General features: G+C 61.2%; 17 protein-coding genes. 9 read left to right on the plus strand and 8 right to left on the minus strand.

Translation table 11 applies throughout. The features are described from left to right. Positions 1-161 precede the first annotated feature (161 nt). Positions 162-1667 (plus strand): ATP-binding protein, encoded by a 1506-nt coding sequence (locus tag LQK84_RS09810; protein WP_230828515.1) that lies wholly within the window; start codon positions 162-164, stop codon positions 1665-1667. Positions 1668-1772: 105 nt separating this feature from the next. Here the strand turns inward: LQK84_RS09810 and LQK84_RS09815 are convergent, their stop codons facing one another. The 3 genes from LQK84_RS09815 to LQK84_RS09825 all read right to left on the minus strand — a co-directional run bounded on the left by LQK84_RS09815 (position 1773) and on the right by LQK84_RS09825 (position 3374). Continuing rightward, positions 1773-1982, minus strand: a complete 210-nt coding sequence (locus LQK84_RS09815; protein WP_230828516.1) for a cold-shock protein — start codon at positions 1980-1982, stop codon at positions 1773-1775. 202 nt (positions 1983-2184) lie between these two features. Continuing rightward, positions 2185-2529: a DMT family transporter gene (locus LQK84_RS09820; RefSeq protein ID WP_230828517.1), complete on the minus strand. Its 345-nt coding sequence runs from the start codon at positions 2527-2529 to the stop codon at positions 2185-2187. Between the two features lie 23 nt (positions 2530-2552). Next, a complete protein-coding gene (locus LQK84_RS09825; RefSeq protein ID WP_230828518.1) occupies positions 2553-3374 on the minus strand; it encodes a D-alanyl-D-alanine carboxypeptidase family protein in 822 nt (273 codons plus the stop codon). Between the two features lie 249 nt (positions 3375-3623). Between LQK84_RS09825 and LQK84_RS09830 the strand changes: the two genes are divergently transcribed. Continuing rightward, positions 3624-4592, plus strand: coding sequence for an alpha/beta hydrolase (locus LQK84_RS09830; RefSeq protein ID WP_230828519.1), 969 nt, complete (start codon positions 3624-3626; stop codon positions 4590-4592). 21 nt (positions 4593-4613) lie between these two features. Here LQK84_RS09830 and pepT read toward each other — a convergent pair whose 3' ends face one another. Together pepT and LQK84_RS09840 are read right to left on the minus strand one after the other, a co-directional pair. Beyond that, the gene (gene pepT / locus LQK84_RS09835) at positions 4614-5858 is read right to left on the minus strand and encodes a peptidase T (protein ID WP_230828520.1); all 1245 of its coding nucleotides are present in this window, start codon (positions 5856-5858) and stop codon (positions 4614-4616) included. Between the two features lie 331 nt (positions 5859-6189). After that, positions 6190-7194 (minus strand): TerC family protein, encoded by a 1005-nt coding sequence (locus LQK84_RS09840; RefSeq protein WP_230828521.1) that lies wholly within the window; start codon positions 7192-7194, stop codon positions 6190-6192. Here LQK84_RS09840 and LQK84_RS09845 point away from each other — a divergent pair. The 7 genes from LQK84_RS09845 (at position 7193) to LQK84_RS09875 (ending at position 13445) form a co-directional block, all read left to right on the plus strand. Next, the gene (locus LQK84_RS09845; RefSeq protein ID WP_230828522.1) at positions 7193-7381 is read left to right on the plus strand and encodes a hypothetical protein; all 189 of its coding nucleotides are present in this window, start codon (positions 7193-7195) and stop codon (positions 7379-7381) included. The genes LQK84_RS09840 and LQK84_RS09845 overlap by 2 nt on opposite strands. Positions 7382-7609: 228 nt before the next feature. Continuing rightward, positions 7610-8227: a 30S ribosomal protein S4 gene (gene rpsD, locus LQK84_RS09850; RefSeq protein WP_230828523.1), complete on the plus strand. Its 618-nt coding sequence runs from the start codon at positions 7610-7612 to the stop codon at positions 8225-8227. Positions 8228-8363: 136 nt separating this feature from the next. After that, positions 8364-9899, plus strand: a complete 1536-nt coding sequence (locus LQK84_RS09855; protein ID WP_230828524.1) for a glycosyltransferase family 39 protein — start codon at positions 8364-8366, stop codon at positions 9897-9899. A 22-nt stretch (positions 9900-9921) separates the two neighbouring features. Then, positions 9922-10872, plus strand: a complete 951-nt coding sequence (locus LQK84_RS09860; RefSeq protein ID WP_230828525.1) for a glycosyltransferase family 2 protein — start codon at positions 9922-9924, stop codon at positions 10870-10872. After that, positions 10869-11723 (plus strand): ChbG/HpnK family deacetylase, encoded by an 855-nt coding sequence (locus tag LQK84_RS09865; protein WP_230828526.1) that lies wholly within the window; start codon positions 10869-10871, stop codon positions 11721-11723. The genes LQK84_RS09860 and LQK84_RS09865 overlap by 4 nt, the downstream gene beginning before the upstream one ends. Further along, positions 11720-12607 carry a tRNA 2-thiocytidine(32) synthetase TtcA gene (gene ttcA / locus LQK84_RS09870; protein ID WP_442966942.1) on the plus strand — a complete coding sequence of 296 codons (888 nt, stop codon included), beginning with the start codon at positions 11720-11722 and terminating at the stop codon, positions 12605-12607. Before LQK84_RS09865 ends, ttcA begins: the two co-directional genes overlap by 4 nt. A gap of 64 nt (positions 12608-12671) precedes the next feature. Beyond that, positions 12672-13445 carry an inositol monophosphatase family protein gene (locus LQK84_RS09875; RefSeq protein WP_230828639.1) on the plus strand — a complete coding sequence of 258 codons (774 nt, stop codon included), beginning with the start codon at positions 12672-12674 and terminating at the stop codon, positions 13443-13445. Between the two features lie 27 nt (positions 13446-13472). On the opposite strand, the gene LQK84_RS09880 is transcribed toward LQK84_RS09875, so the two are convergent. The 3 genes from LQK84_RS09880 to LQK84_RS09890 form a co-directional block, all read right to left on the minus strand. Next, the gene (locus LQK84_RS09880; protein ID WP_230828640.1) at positions 13473-14681 is read right to left on the minus strand and encodes a multidrug effflux MFS transporter; all 1209 of its coding nucleotides are present in this window, start codon (positions 14679-14681) and stop codon (positions 13473-13475) included. Positions 14682-14820: 139 nt separating this feature from the next. After that, positions 14821-15156, minus strand: a complete 336-nt coding sequence (gene grxD, locus LQK84_RS09885) for a Grx4 family monothiol glutaredoxin (protein WP_230828527.1) — start codon at positions 15154-15156, stop codon at positions 14821-14823. Between the two features lie 146 nt (positions 15157-15302). Next, positions 15303-15536: a BolA/IbaG family iron-sulfur metabolism protein gene (locus LQK84_RS09890; RefSeq protein ID WP_230828528.1), complete on the minus strand. Its 234-nt coding sequence runs from the start codon at positions 15534-15536 to the stop codon at positions 15303-15305. Positions 15537-15538: the final 2 nt, after the last annotated feature.

A 15538-nucleotide genomic window follows, 5' to 3' on the forward strand; every position in this document is an offset into this window, starting at 1 on the left:
ATGATGTGCTGACAGATTATGGCAGGATGCCATGCTCTGCAATCATCTGTGGTTTTCGGCATTCAAGCTGCCCAAATGACCGCACCTTTGCTAAAAGGCGAGTTCGGGGCAGGGCTATCCCGAGTCTCCCTCAGCATCCAATCAGTTCAGGACGTGCGCATTTGAAGGTCGGCATCGATATGGGGACGGTTTCGGGCGGGCAGAAAGCCATGCTCGATATCGAGGAACTGCTGGCGACGCGCCTTCTGGTGCAGGGCAATTCCGGCTCCGGCAAGTCGCATCTGTTGCGCCGCCTTCTCGAACAGTCCTCGCAATGGGTTCAGCAGGTTATCATCGACCCCGAAGGCGACTTCGTGACGCTGGCCGACAAATATGGCCATGTGGTCGTCGATGGCGAGCGCACGGAGGGCGAGCTGGTGGGGATCGCGACGCGCGTGCGTCAGCATCGCGTTTCCTGCGTGCTGTCGCTCGAAGGGCTCGATGTCGAGAACCAGATGCGGGCGGCCGGCTGGTTCCTCAACGGGCTTTTCGATGCGGATCGCGACTACTGGTATCCGGTTCTGGTCGTGGTGGACGAAGCGCAGATGTTTGCGCCCGCCGTCGGCGGCGAAGTGTCGGACGAGGCGCGCAAGCTGTCGCTCGGCGCGATGACCAACCTCATGTGCCGTGGCCGAAAGCGCGGTCTCGCCGGCGTCATCGCCACGCAGCGTCTGGCGAAGCTTGCCAAGAACGTCGCCGCTGAAGCCTCCAACTTCCTGATGGGGCGTACCTTTCTCGATATCGACATGGCGCGTGCGGCCGATCTTCTCGGCATGGAGCGGCGGCAGGCGGAAATGTTCCGCGACCTGTCGCGCGGCGCCTTCGTGGCGCTCGGACCTGCCCTGTCGCGGCGACCGCTGAATGTCACGATCGGGCATGTCGAGACCTCGGCGCGCTCGGGGAGCCCGAAACTGATGCCGCTGCCGGGCCAGGCGCCCGAAGTCGATGTCGAGGATCTGATCCTGACGCCGACCGAGGATGAACTGACGCGCCCTGTCGTGCGCCGCACGCCGCCGACGCCGAAGCCCGCCACCGATATTCTGGCCGAACTTGCCCGTGCCGAGCCTGCCGCATCCGAGCCGCAGCCGCGCCAGGCCTCGTTCGACCTCGATCCGTCCGAGCGCGAAGACAAGCTCGATCAGGCGCTCTCGGAAGTTCTGTCGCAGCCCGGCGCCACCTTTCGGCCGGATGCCGAGCTTTATCAGGACTTCCTCGTGCGCGCCCGCATTCGCCGCATTCAGGGGCCGCCGCTGCCGCTCGCCGAGTTCCGGCGAAGACTTGCCGTCGTGCGCTCCGGCGTGGACGAGGAGACGGCGGGGTCCGAACAATGGGCGAGTGCGCTCGAGCTGGCGCGTCGTGTCACCGACGATCTTCAGGGCGTGTTCCTGCTGCTGGCCAAGGCTGCGATCTGCGGCGAGGCCTGCCCGCCGGATGCCTCGATTGCGCGGGTCTATGGTACGCATTCGGCGCGGCGTGCGCGGCGGTTCCTGAGCTATTTCGAGGAGCAGGGACTGATTGTCGTTCACACGGCCCATGGCGGCGGGCGTATCGCCGCCTTTCCCGATCTCGACTGCGAGACGGCACCGGGCGATCCGGATGCGGCGGATTTGGCGCAGGCGGCGGAGTAGTCACGGCGCTTCACGCGGAAGCCGGGCGTCTCATTCAAACTGCAGAATCAAAAAGGCCGGACAAACGCCCGGCCTTTTCGTTATTCAGTTCAGAAGAGCGGCTTATCAGCCAGCCTGCAGGTTGCCTGCGGCGCTCTTGCCCGAACGGCGGTCCTGGAGGACTTCGTAACGGATCTTCTGGCCTTCGGAGAGCGTGCCCATGCCGGCGCGTTCAACGGCCGAGATGTGTACGAAAACGTCCGTGGAGCCGTCGTCCGGCTGGATGAAGCCGAAGCCCTTGGTGCTGTTGAACCACTTTACGGTGCCTGATGCCATGACGATTTCCTTTCAAATCGTTGTGTGGACTTGGCGTGGAAAACCTCCCACGCCGGTGGATCGATTTTGAAGGGAAAACAGAGGCCGGTTAAGCGCCGACCAGAAGTCGCTAGCAAAGTTCGATGCGCATTTCATAAAGGAATCGGCTGAAAACGCAACCGTTTTTCCTGGACGCCTCTGTCCTGTTGTGTGACGTCAGCGCCTAATGTCCGACGGACGACGAGAACAGATTGACGATGACAATGCCGATGATGATCAGCAAAAGGCCGGCAATCGCGGGCCAGTCAAGGCTCTGGCGGAAGACGGTGACGCCGATGATCGAAACGAAGACGATGCCCAGTCCGCTCCAGATCGCATAGGCGATGCCGACCGGCATGGTCTTGAGCACGATCGAGAGCAGATAGAAGGCGACGCCATAGGCAGCCATGGAGAAGACGGTCGGCCAAAGCTTCGTAAACTGTTCGGCCTGCTTGAGAAGCGTCGTGCCGATCACTTCAAAGAAGATGGCGGCGACGAGAACGGCATAGGTCACTGTCATTGTGGGCATGTGTCGTCCTCGTCTTCGTGGCTTTATCTCTTGGCGGATTTGGTCTCGCCGCCCAGATGTTTGTTGAGCATGTCGGTCATCTGCTGGTCTCGTTCGCCAGCGGACTTGGCGCCGATGACGACGCCGATGACGCGCTTGCCGTTCCTGGAGGCGGAGGTCACCAGATTGTAGCCGGCGGCCTGCGTATAGCCGGTCTTGATGCCGTCCACGCCCTGGTAGCTCGCCATCATGCGGTTATGGCCATGCAGCTTCATGCCGCGGAAGACGAACTTGCGGGTGGAGAAGAGCTTGAACTCTTCCGGGAAGTCGCGCATCAGCGCCAGACCCAGCGTTGCCATGTCCTTGGCGGTCGAGACCTGCACCGGGTCGGGCAGGCCGGCCGGGTTGGTGAAGACCGTGTTGGTCATGCCGAGCGCATGGGCCTTCTGCGTCATGACCTTGCCGAAATCGGCTTCGGAACCCGAGAAATGCTCGGCCACGGCGACGGCGGCGTCATTCGCGGACAGCACGATCATGCCGAGCACGGCTTCCTTGACGGTGATCGTCTTGCCGGCGCCGAGTGCGTATTTGAAAGGGTCCTTGCTTTCCGCATTGGCGGAGAGAACGAGCTTGTCTTCCCATTTCAGCGAGCCTTTGTGCAGCGCGTCGAAGGTGAGATAGAGGGTCATCATCTTGGTCAGCGAGGCGGGGAAATTCTGCTGATCGGGGTTTTCTGCCTCCAGCACCTTGCCGGTCTCTGCGTCGAGCATCAGATGCGCGCGGTCGGCGAGGGCGGCGTGAGCAGAGAAGAGCAGCGAAACGCCGAGCGCTGCACGGACAAGGGCGGGGGAGAGACGCAAGGACATGGACAATGGATTCCTGATGTTCGGCGGCGAGGGGATGATACGACGGCAGGGGTTAGCCGAAACGTGCTGGAAACGCCATATCTTCCCGCATTAACGAAACATAAATCATTCGATTCGAACAATTCACTTGCATTTGACCGCGACCTTGCTCAATGAGAGCCTAAGTGGCGAATGACACAAGAAAATGTTGTCTGAGCAGGAGCCCATGTGGTTCGGGGCGCAAGAAGCCTTCGTGTTATCGGAGACTGGATGATCCTCCGCAAATATCTGATTGCTGCTGCATTTCTGGCTTTGACTGTCAGCACGGTCGAAGCGCGAGATGTCATGCCTCAATCACCCGAACAAGTTCTGCTCTGGCCCGAGGCTGCACCGGGCGGTGGCGGACCGAAGGGTCCGCTCAAGTCGACGCCGTGGGGCGCCCTCAGCCAGATTTCCTCCCCCGATATCAGCGTCTTCAAACCGGAAAAGCAGAATGGCGGCGCCGTGCTGATCATTCCCGGGGGCGGATATCGATCCATATCGGCGCAGGGCGAGGGCTATTCGGCTGCAAAGTGGCTGAACGACCGCGGCTTTACCGCTTTTGTCCTGACCTATCGTCTGCCCGGCGAGAGCTGGGGCGATGGACCGAAAGTGGCGATCGAGGACGCGCAGCGCGCGATCCGCCTGATCCGTGCGAATGCCGCCTCCTATGGCATCGACAAAGGCCGCGTCGGTGTGCTCGGCTTTTCGGCCGGCGGGCATCTGGCTGGCCTCGTCGCCACCCGTTTTGCCGAAACCTATTACGAGCCGATCGACAAGATCGATACGTTCTCAGCGCGACCGGACTGGGTCGCGCTGGTCTATCCCGTCGTGTCGCTGGAGCCGCCCTTCACCAAGACCTCCACGCATCGGCAGATGGTCGGTCGCGGCACGGTGGCGACAGAGGCGCAATGGTCCGTGCAGACGGGTGTCAACACGCGCATGCCGCCGGTGTTTCTCGTCCATGCCGCCGACGATCCGATCGCCAATGTTGCCCATAGCGAGATCATGGACGCCGCCTGCAAGCGCGCCAAGGTTCCTGTCGATTTCGTGCGTCTGCCGACAGGCGGCCACGGCTTTGCCATGGGCCGTCCGGGGACGGCGAGCATCACCTGGAGCAAGTCCTTCGAGCAGTGGCTGAAGCGAAACGACAACACGGCCGTCTCGATGGCCGCGACGGGTCGGGAGCGCGACCGCTAAGCCTGCTCCCGGGCGTCCTTTTCAGCTCTGGCGTTCTTCCCAGATCTTGACCAGTTCGACGATCGTCTTCACGGCCTTTTCCATGTCCTGAACGCTCACCCATTCGAGGGGCGAGTGATAGGCATGTCCGCCGGTGAAGATATTGGGGCAGGGCAGGCCCATGAAGGACAGGCGGGCGCCATCCGTGCCGCCGCGAATGCTGCCGAGCTTCGGCGCCATGCCGGCGCGGCGCACGGCCTCGACTGCATAGTGGACGACCTCCGGCGTGCGATCGAGCACGACCTTCATGTTGCGATATTGCTGGCGGACCTTGAACGAATAGGTCGATCCTGGATAGTCGGCCATCACGGTGCCGACGATCCCCTCCAGCAGCGTTTCCTTTTCCTTCAGTCCTTCATCAACGAAATCGCGGATGATGAGGCCGATCGTGGCCTTTTCCATCGAGCCTTCCAGCGAGACCGGGTGGATGAAGCCCTTGCGGTCGTCTGTGCGTTCCGGCGAAAGCGATTTCGGCAGGCGGGCGACGATCTCCGAAGCGATCTTGATGGCGTTTTCCATGCGGTCCTTGGCAAAGCCCGGATGCATGGCGACGCCGGCAATCTCGATCTCCACGCCATCGGCGGAGAAGGTCTCGTTCTCGATATCGCCGGCGGTCGAGCCATCCATCGTATAGGCAAAGCGTGCGCCGAGCTTTTCGAGGTTCACCTTGTCGGCGCCCCGACCGATCTCCTCGTCGGTGGTGAAGAGAAGCTTCACCGTGCCATGCTTCACCTCGGGGTGATCGACGAACCAGGCGGCGGCCGTCATGATCTCGGCAACACCGGCCTTGTCGTCGGCGCCCAGAAGCGTCGTGCCGTCGGAGGTGACGATGTCATTGCCGATGAGGTTTGCGAGTTCGGGATGTTCGGAGGGGCGGATGACCCGGTCCCTGTCGCCCGGAAGCACGATGTCGCCGCCGTCATAGTTCTTCACCACCTGCGGCTTGACGCCTGTGCCGGTGAAATCGGGGGCGGTATCGACATGCGAGCAGAAGCAGATGACGGGGACGTCCTTATGCGTGTTGGACGGCAGGGTCGCATAGACATTGCCATGCTCGTCCATATGCGCGTCCGACAGGCCCATCTCGAGCAGTTCCGAGACGAGAATGCGGGCGAGGTCCTTCTGCTTTTCCGTCGAAGGCTGGGCGGAGGAGCTCGGGTCCGATTGCGTATCGACCACGACATAGCGCAGCAGGCGGGAAAGCACGGTGTCGTTGGCAGGCGTCATGAGCGGTATCCGATTCTCAAGGGAGGTTGGATTGACCTTAACGCGCCCGTCGTCGCGCGGAAATCTTTTCCGCATAAGAAAACCGCGCCGGGGTGAGCCGGCGCGGCGTGATGTGGGGGAGTTAAGACGCGGCGTCCTCAACCTTCCGTCATGCCGGACCCGATCCGGCATCCAGCCAGTCCGCGTCCGCGGGCTGAAAGGACTCATCTAAAAGAGCCTTCCGCGCCGTAGACACGGCGCTGCTGGATCCCGGCTCAAGGCCGGGATGACGGAGGCGTTGGTGCTCCCGTCGTCTTACTCCAAGCGGGGCGATCATATCCATTCCCACGCGTTACCTGGCAGGCTTTTCCGGCAGAGCCTTCTCTGCCTTGTCCGCGTCGCGGGTCGCCCAGAGCGAGCCGATGATGCCGGAGGCGAGGATGGCGAGCGTGACGCCGAGCGAGATCAGCGGCGGGATCTTGGCCAGCCCCAGCATGTCGGCGATGAAGATCTTCGAGCCGATGAAGATCAGGGCCACCGAGAGCGCATATTTCAGGTAGGCGAAGCGGTGGATGAGGGCGGCGAGCGCGAAGTAGAGGGCGCGCAGGCCGAGGATGGCGAAGATGTTCGACGTGTAGACGATGAACGGGTCGGTGGTGATGGCGAAGATGGCCGGGATCGAATCGACCGCGAACACGAGGTCGGCGAATTCGATCATGATGAGGGCCAACAGCAGCGGTGTCACATAGGTCTTCAGCCTGCCGGTTGCCGGATCATTCTCGCGCACCAGGAACTTCTGGCCATGCAGTTTTTCCGTGACGGGCAGGCGCTTGCGCAGGAATTTCAGGACCGGATTGTTTTCGACATCATAGGGTTCGCTGTTCGAAAACAGCATCTTGATGCCGGTGATGATCAGGAAGGCGGCGAAGAGGTAGAGAACCCAGCCATAGTTTTCGACGACGGCGGCACCTGCGGCAATCATGATGCCGCGCAGCACGATCACGCCGAGAATGCCGAACAGAAGCACGCGGTGCTGATATTCACGCGGAATGGAGAAATAGCCGAAGATCATCGCGATGACGAAGATATTGTCCATCGCCAGGCTCTTCTCGATCACGAAGCCTGTGAGATATTGCAGGCTGGCCTGCTCGCCGAACTGGCTCCAGACGAAGCCGGCGAAGAGAATGCCGAGCGTGACATAGAAGCCTGACATGAGCAGGCTTTCGCGAATGCCGATTTCCTTGCTCTTCTTGTGAAGAACACCGAGATCCAGCACCAGAAGCGCGATCACGATGGCGATGAAGGAGAGCCACATCCACAAGGCGGCCCCCTGGAATTCAACCAGGAAAAAATCCATGACATTGTCCATGCCGGATCAGGTTGAAAAACAAAGCACCGACATCACGGTCGATCCGGCGGCGTACACGTCAGAGGGGCCCGGTGCTTTTTTGGAAATGGGGTTTGAGGCTGTTGCTTCAAGGTGTGGGAGCGAAATTTTCTGGCTTTCCGTCAATTTGCGGCGGGCAAAGTGGTGCGATCCCTGATTGGGTGGCCCGGCAGTGTTGACAATTCCATGACGATCCCCTAGAGACCGCGCCAGCACCGGAGGCTCACGTTTCCGGTGTTTTATGTTGACATGTCCCGTGGATTCTCCGGACGCTTAACCCGTGAGAAGCCTGTCAGAGCGGCAAAACCGTTCAGAGGAGGGCGTGTTTCCTTGAACCGGTTTGGTAACAGACCGGTCTAACAAAAACGAAGAAAAAGGAAATGCGATGACCAAGCGCACCGCTGCCAAGTACAAAATCGATCGCCGCATGGGCGAGAACATCTGGGGCCGTCCGAAGTCCCCGGTCAACCGTCGCGAATACGGCCCGGGCCAGCACGGCCAGCGCCGCAAGGGCAAGCTTTCGGACTTCGGCGTGCAGCTGCGCGCCAAGCAGAAGCTCAAGGGCTACTACGGCGACCTGCGCGAAAAGCAGTTCAAGGCGATCTTCGCCGAAGCTGACCGCCGCAAGGGCGACACGGGCGAAAACCTGATCGGTCTGCTCGAATCGCGCCTCGACGCCATCGTCTACCGCGCCAAGTTCGTTCCGACGGTCTTCGCTGCCCGTCAGTTCGTCAACCATGGCCACGTTACGGTCAACGGCGTTCGCGTCAACATTGGTTCGTATGTCTGCAAGGCCGGCGACGTGATCGAAGTTCGCGAAAAGTCCAAGCAGCTCGTCGTCGTTCTCGAAGCCGTTTCGCTCGCTGAACGCGACGTTCCGGACTATATCGAAGCCGACCACAACAAGATGGTTGCAACCTTCGTTCGCGTTCCTTCGCTTTCCGACGTTCCGTATCCGGTCGTCATGGAACCGAACCTGGTCGTCGAATTCTATTCGCGCTGATTTTTCAGTCGCAAGACAGAATATATCTTTGGAAAGCCGGCGATCTTGGTCGCCGGCTTCTTTATTTTGGGCCTTCAGAAGGTCAATCTGATTTTTGATCTTATTGTGTTTCAGCCACGCGGGCAGGCAGGCGATCTTGAAAGACAGAAACAAGCTTCAGGTGGGTCTTGACTGGCTCACCCGATCTTTTGCGGGTGTACTGGTATTTCTGGCAATCTATACGATCTGCTGGACCATCATTCCATATTTCTCCAACGCCGGTCTTCCCGTCGATACGATCGAGGAAGTCGCGTGGTCCCGCGAGGGCCTGCTCGGTATCTACCGGCATCCGCCGATGATGATCTGGCTCGTCGGCATCGCCTGGAAGCTTTCCGGCGGGTGGATCGGAAGTCCCTATGTGGCCTCCGGCATTGCGTTGGGTGTCGGCCTCATCTTCATCTACCTGCTCCTGCGCATTACCCGACCGGCCTCGCAGGCCGGGCTTGTGGTGCTGGCCACGCCGCTCGTCTATTATTTCGGGCCGCAACTGCCGCAATGGAATGCGAACATCGCGCAGCTGCCCTTTGTCGGCCTGTTCCTCTATGCGGCGTTTCGCGGGGTCATGACGCGGTCGCTCGGCTGGACGCTGCTGGCCGGTGTCGCGGCCGGGGCGGGGCTGCTCGGTAAGTATTCCTTCGGCCTGATCGTGCTTTTCGCCGCCGTCGGCCTGCTGGCCGATCCGGTGGCGCGGTCGCGGGTGAAGGTGCTGCATGTGTTTCTGGCATTCCTTGCCTCGGTGGTCGTCTTCCTGCCGCATGTCTGGTGGTTCTTCACCGCGCCGATGAACACGGCCGATTATTTCCGCATGAGTGCCGAGCGCACGGAGGGGACGGCGCTTGGCCATCTGACAAGCCCGCTCTTCGTCATCCTTGGCGCCATCGGGGTGCTGATCCCGACAATGCTGATTGCGATTCGGGGTCTTGATCACGTGTCGCAGCCGCGGCGGACCGATTCGGCGGTTGATCGCAGCCTCAAGGTCTATCTCGGCTTTGTCGTCATCGGCCCGATCGCGATCGCAGCCTTCATCGGCGCACTTGGCGGCGGCTTGATCAAGGACCAGTGGCTGATCGCCTACATGCTTCCGGCGCCCGCGTTTGTCATCATGCTCCTCGTTCCGAACGGCGTGGAGGTCAGCTGGCGCAAGAGCGCGGCAATCTTTTATGTCGCGGTGCTGGTCATTCTGGCGATTGCCTATCCGGTCGAGCGGCAGGCGCATTACTGGCGGGCCAATGGCCGTCCGGTCCTGTGGGCACCGCTGATGCCGGCAGAGCCCATGGCCGAGGCGGGGCAGGCGCTGTGGCGGAAGGCCGTGACCGCTGCCGGCAAGCCAGACATGCCGATCCAGATCGTCGCCGGGGGACCGGAGGCGGCGGGTGTCGCAAACGTGACGCCGGGCAGGCCTGCCTGGTTCGAGCATTACAACAAGGGTTATTCGCCCTGGGTCACGGATGCGCTCATTCGCAGCCAGGGCATTCTGGCGACCGAGGAAGTTCCCGTCGGTTATCCCGAAGCGAATGGGCTTTGTGTTGCCGCACAGGAAAATTTCGATTGGCGGAACGGCCGTGGTGGACAGGGGCGTATTGCGACATTAACTGTTCTGCTGCCTGAAGGCCTTTGCCGTCCGGCTCCATGAAACTGCTAGGTCTGGTTCCTGCATGCCCTTGTTCTCGATTGTCGCGCCGTTTCTGAACGAACGGGAGTCTGCCGAACGCTTTGGAGCGTTCGCGGACAAGCTCGCGCTTGAGATCAAGAGCCGCTTCGGGTTCGATCTGGAAGTGGTGCTCGTCGACGATGGCAGCACCGACGACAGTATCGAGCGCTATCGGGCGCATCTCAACGGCAGCTGGCGCATCATCGAGCTCAGCCGCAATTTCGGCAAGGAAGTGGCGCTCTACGCAGGCCTTGCCGAGACGCGCGGCGACTATGTGATGATGATCGACGCCGACCTTCAGCACCCTTACGACGTCTGCATCCAGATGATCGACGAGCTGATGGCGGACCCCAAGCTTGATGTCGTCTATACGATCCGCGACGACCGCAACGAGGAATCCTGGAGGAAGGCGCTTGCCGGGCGGTTCTTCTACTGGCTCATCAATTTCCGCCAGCGCTTCGAAGTGCCGGAAAATGCCGGCGACTTCCGGGTCATGAACCGCGCTGCGGTCGATGCGCTGCTGCGGGTGCGTGACAAGCGCCGTTTCAACAAGGGCCTCTATGCCTGGGCCGGCTTCCGGCAGAAGGGCATCTACTACCGGCCGGATCCGCGCCTTTCGGGCGTGACAAAGTGGTCAAGACTCGGGCTGATCGCGCTCTCCGTCGAGGGCATCGTGTCCTTCTCCGCTCTGCCGCTCCGGATCATGTCGATCATTGGCGTGCTGACGGGTCTCGCCGGCATTGTCTATGGCGCGCATATCATCTTCAGTTCGCTGGTATTCGGGACCGATGTTCCGGGCTATCCGAGCCTGATGTCCGCGATTTCTGTCCTCGGCGGCTTCAATCTGGCGCTTCTCGGTCTCCTTGGCGAGTATATCTGGGTGACGATTGCGGAGGTGAAGGACCGGCCGCTCTACATCGTGCGCAAGGTTCATCGCTCGGACGACGTGTCATGAGCAGGACCGGAGGCTCGAAGCGGGACGGTCTCACTCTGGTTGCGGATGACTATGGCCTTGCGCCGGGCGTCAACCGCGCGATCCGCAAGCTGATCTCCGCCGGCAAGATCGACGGCACGGGCTGCATGACGCTGTTTGGCGACTGGCGCGTCGAGGCGGCAGGCCTGAAGGCGCTGGTTGATCAGGGCTATGCCGAGGCGGGGCTTCATCTGACGCTGACCGACTTCAATCCGATGACCGGACGCAATGCCTTCGGGCAGAACCGGCGCATGCCGAAGGTCGATGCGCTGATCAAGGCAAGCTTCCAGGGCAAGGTCAATGTGGCGGCCGTCGAAGGCGAACTCGACGCGCAGTTTGCGGCCTTTGTGGAAACGATGGGCGGGTTGCCGGCCTATATCGACGGTCACCAGCATGTGCATTTCCTGCCGGCGGTGCGGGTATGGCTCGCAAAGCGGGCGGCCCTGTTTGCCGAATACGGCAAGCTGCCATGGCTCCGCGGCGCACCTTCGGTGATGGCGGCGCCCGGCTTGAAGATCAAGGCGAAGACGGTCGTTGTCGCAGTCGTTGCAGCCGGCTTCGAGACGGCGATGCGCAAGCACGGCTACAGCATCCGCGGCCCGCTGCTCGGCTTCTACGACTGGACGCGGCCGGAAGAATTCGAACCCATGCTGCGTGGCCTGATCGAGAAGGGCAATTACGGCGTCTTCATGTGCCATCCCGGTTTTGTCGACAAGGTTCTGCGCCAGCGCGACGTGCTGGTCGAGGGGCGCGATGTCGAATATTCGGTTCTCGCCAATCTTGATCCGACGCTCATGCGCATTGAATCGAGCCTCCGGCAGAGGGCCACATGAATATTGCAATCACGCCCGACGAACACGCCGAAGCCGCGACCGAGAGCTTTGCCGGCGACGCGTCCATGACGGCGCTCTATGCGCATGCGCCGCAGTCCTCGAATTTCAACAAGCTGCGCAAGCGGCTGCTGCGGAACGTCCGGCAGGCGATAGACGATTTTGCCATGCTGAAAGGCCAGACCCGCTGGCTGGTGGCGCTTTCCGGCGGCAAGGACAGCTACGGGCTGCTGGCAATCCTGATGGAGCTCAAGTGGCGCGGGCTGCTGCCGGTGGAGCTCATTGCCTGCAATATCGACCAGGGCCAGCCGAACTTTCCCAAACATGTCCTGCCGGACTACCTGACCTCGCTCGGGATCCAGCATCGGATCGAATATCGCGACACCTATTCGATCGTGAAGGAAAAGGTGCCGGAAGGGGCGACCTATTGCGCGCTCTGTTCTCGGCTTCGGCGCGGCAATCTCTACCGGATCGCCAAGGAGGAGGGCTGCGACGCGCTCGTTCTCGGCCATCATCGGGAAGACATTCTCGAGACCTTCTTCCTCAATCTCTTCCATGGCGCCAAGCTCGCCACCATGCCGCCGAAGCTCGTCAATGACGAGGGCGACCTGATGGTGCTCCGCCCGCTTGCCTATTGCGCGGAAGAGGACATGGCAAAGTTTGCGGCAGCCATGCAGTTCCCGATCATCCCCTGCGATCTCTGCGGCTCGCAGGACGGTCTGCAGCGGAACGCGATGAAGGACATGCTGGCCGGCATCGAGGCGAAGATGCCGGGCCGCAAGGAGGTGATGATGAAGGCGATGGCCAACATCAACCCGTCGCATATGCTGGATAAGAGCTTGTTCGACTTCGCTTCGCTGACACTCTCGAAAGACAGACAGGACTGATCCCGTGACCATCCCCACAGACAAGCTCATCGACATTCTCTGGCAGGCCGCCGAGGCCGAGATCATGCCGCGTTTCGGCAAGCTCGGCGACGGCGACATTCGCGAGAAGAGCGAGGCGATCGATCTGGTGACGGAGGCGGATGAGGCAGCCGAGCGGCTGATCGCTCGCGAGATCGCCGGCCTGATGCCGAATGCGCTTTTCGTGGGCGAAGAATCGGTTGCGGCCGATCCGGCGCTGCTCGGCAAGCTGGGTGCTGCCGATCTCGCGATCGTTGTCGATCCGGTTGATGGGACGTTCAATTTTGCCAATGGCGTGCCGCTTTTCGGCGTCATGATCTCGGTGGTCCGGGGCGGTGAGACGGTTGCCGGCATCATCCTCGATCCGTTTGCGGGCGATTGCCATGTGGCGGAGAAGGGGGCCGGCGCCTGGGCCGTGCCGCTCGATGGTGAGCGCAAGCGCCTGTCTGTCGGCAAGGGCATTCCGGTGGAGGCTATGCTGGGCGCAGCCTCCACCGGCTATCTCTATGGAGAAGAGCGCGCGGCGCTGCTCGCCAATCTGGCGAAGGTTCGCAATTTCTTCAGCTATCGTTGCGCCGCGCATGAGTATCGGCTGCTTGCCAAGGGCGGGATGCAGTTCGCGCTCTATAACAAGCTGATGCCGTGGGATCATCTGGCCGGTGCTCTGCTGAGCCAGGAGGCCGGTGGATATGCCGCGCGCTTTGACGGCTCCGCCTATCTGCCGAGCCACACCGATGGCGGCCTTCTGGTTGCCACCGATCGCGACAGCTGGCAGGCGCTGCGCGACACGATTTTCCCGAATATCGCAATGGTCGCCTGAACGGCGACCATTGTTTCGACCACGACCTTATCTGACCGGCAGATTGTGGGGGCGGAAAAGCCGGCCCTTTTCGGCGAGCAGGACAAAGCCGAGACCGACAATCGAGAGCACACAGTAGCCTGCGACGAGCGGCAGTGCCGTGCCGTCATAGGCCTGGCCGATCATGGCGCCGAGTGCCGCGCCGCCGATGGTTGTCGTGAAGCCGAGCACTGAAGACGCGGTACCGGCGACATGGCCGAGTGGCTCCATGGCCAGCGAATTGAAGTTCGAGCCAATCCAGCCATAGAGGAACATCGCGATCGCGAAGATCGTGATGAAGATGGGGAAGGGCAGCGGCTCCGGCCCCAGCAGTTCGGCGGCGAGCCAGATGGCATTGATGCCGATGAAGCCGAAGAGCGCACCATGCGACAGGCGTCGCATGCCGAAACGTCCGACCAGCCTTGAATTGACGAAGGATGAGAGCGCCATGAACAGCGCCACGCCCGCAAAGGCCAGCGGGAACCAGTTTCCGAGCTTGTAGACCTCGATATAGATCTGGTTGGCTGAATTGATGAAGCCGAACAGGGCGCCGAAGAGAACGGCGCTGGCAAGCGTGTAGAACAGCGCCGAGCGGTTGGTCAGCACGATGCGGAAGCCGTCGAGAATGACGCTTTTGGTGAAGGGGCGTACATCTTCCGGCTTCAGCGTTTCGGGCAGGTTGCGCCAGGTCCACAGCGCAACGATCAGGCCGACAACGCCGATGAACAGGAAGATCAGGTGCCAGTTGCCAAACAGGAGGATGATCTGTCCAGTGCCTGGCGCAATGACCGGAACGACCATGAAGACCATCATGATCAGCGACATGACTTCCGCCATCTGACGCCCGCCATAAACGTCGCGGATGATCGAGACGGTGACGACGCGCGTTGCCGCCGAGCCGATGCCCTGCACGAAGCGCAGCGCCAGAAGCGCGCCGAATGTGGGTGCCAGCGTGATCGCGAAGGCGGAGAGGATGTAGATGATGAAGCCGAAGAAGAGCGGCTTGCGGCGGCCGAAACGGTCGGAGACCGGGCCGAAGAAGAGCTGAGCGATGCCGAAACCGATGAGATAGGCGGTGACGACAAACTGCCGGCTGTTCTCGTCCTGAACATTCAGCGATGCGCCGATATATTGCAGGCCGGGCAGCATGATGTCGACGGCAAGCGCGTTGAGCGCCATGAGGGCCGCGCAAAGCGCAATGAACTGCGTCTTGCCCATGCGGCCGAGCACGGCGGGCTTCGCTGCATTTGATGCGGTCATTCTTCCTGTGCTCCAAAAAGCGAGAAGGCGCTGGTTGGACAGCGCCTTCGCCATTCCGGTTATCTGCTTTGCCGCCTCGTTGCGGCAGGCATGATCCTTATGCGGCGCCCTTGACGGCAACGCCCTGGGCCTGGAGGTGATCCTGCAGTTCGCCGGCCTGGAACATCTCGCGCACGATATCGCAACCGCCGAGGAATTCGCCCTTCACATAGAGCTGCGGAATGGTCGGCCAGTTGGAATAATCCTTGATGCCCTGGCGGATATCGCCATCGGCCAGCACGTTGATGCCCTTGTAGTCGACGCCGAGATAGTCGAGGATCTGCACGACCTGGCCCGAAAAGCCACACTGCGGAAACTGCGGCGTGCCCTTCATGAAGAGGACGACGTCGTTCGACTTGACTTCGTTGTCGATGAATTCGTGAACTGCGCTCATGGATTTGTCCTTTCCTGCACGGGTTCAAGGCCCGGCCCAATCCGACTGGTCAAACCTTACCTTTGGTAAGCCTGACACGATAAATAGCATGCCATTTCGGGAATAAAAGAGGCGGGGCCTGTTTTCAGCAGGCCGCCGCGCCTCACTTATTCCGGAATGCTGGTCTGCAGGGCGAGCGCGTGAAGCACGCCGCCCATGTTTCCCTGAAGGGCATCGTAGACCATCTGGTGCTGCTGCACGCGGGTCTTGCCGCGGAAGGCTTCCGCGACGACTTCGGCGGCAAAATGATCGCCATCGCCGGCAAGGTCACGAATTTTCACCTTCGCGCCTGGAATGCCCGCCTTGATCAGATCTTCAATGTCGCCCGCTTTCATTGCCATGT

This window comes from Rhizobium sp. C4 (assembly GCF_021026315.1).
In the GTDB taxonomy this organism is placed as follows: domain Bacteria; phylum Pseudomonadota; class Alphaproteobacteria; order Rhizobiales; family Rhizobiaceae; genus Ensifer_A.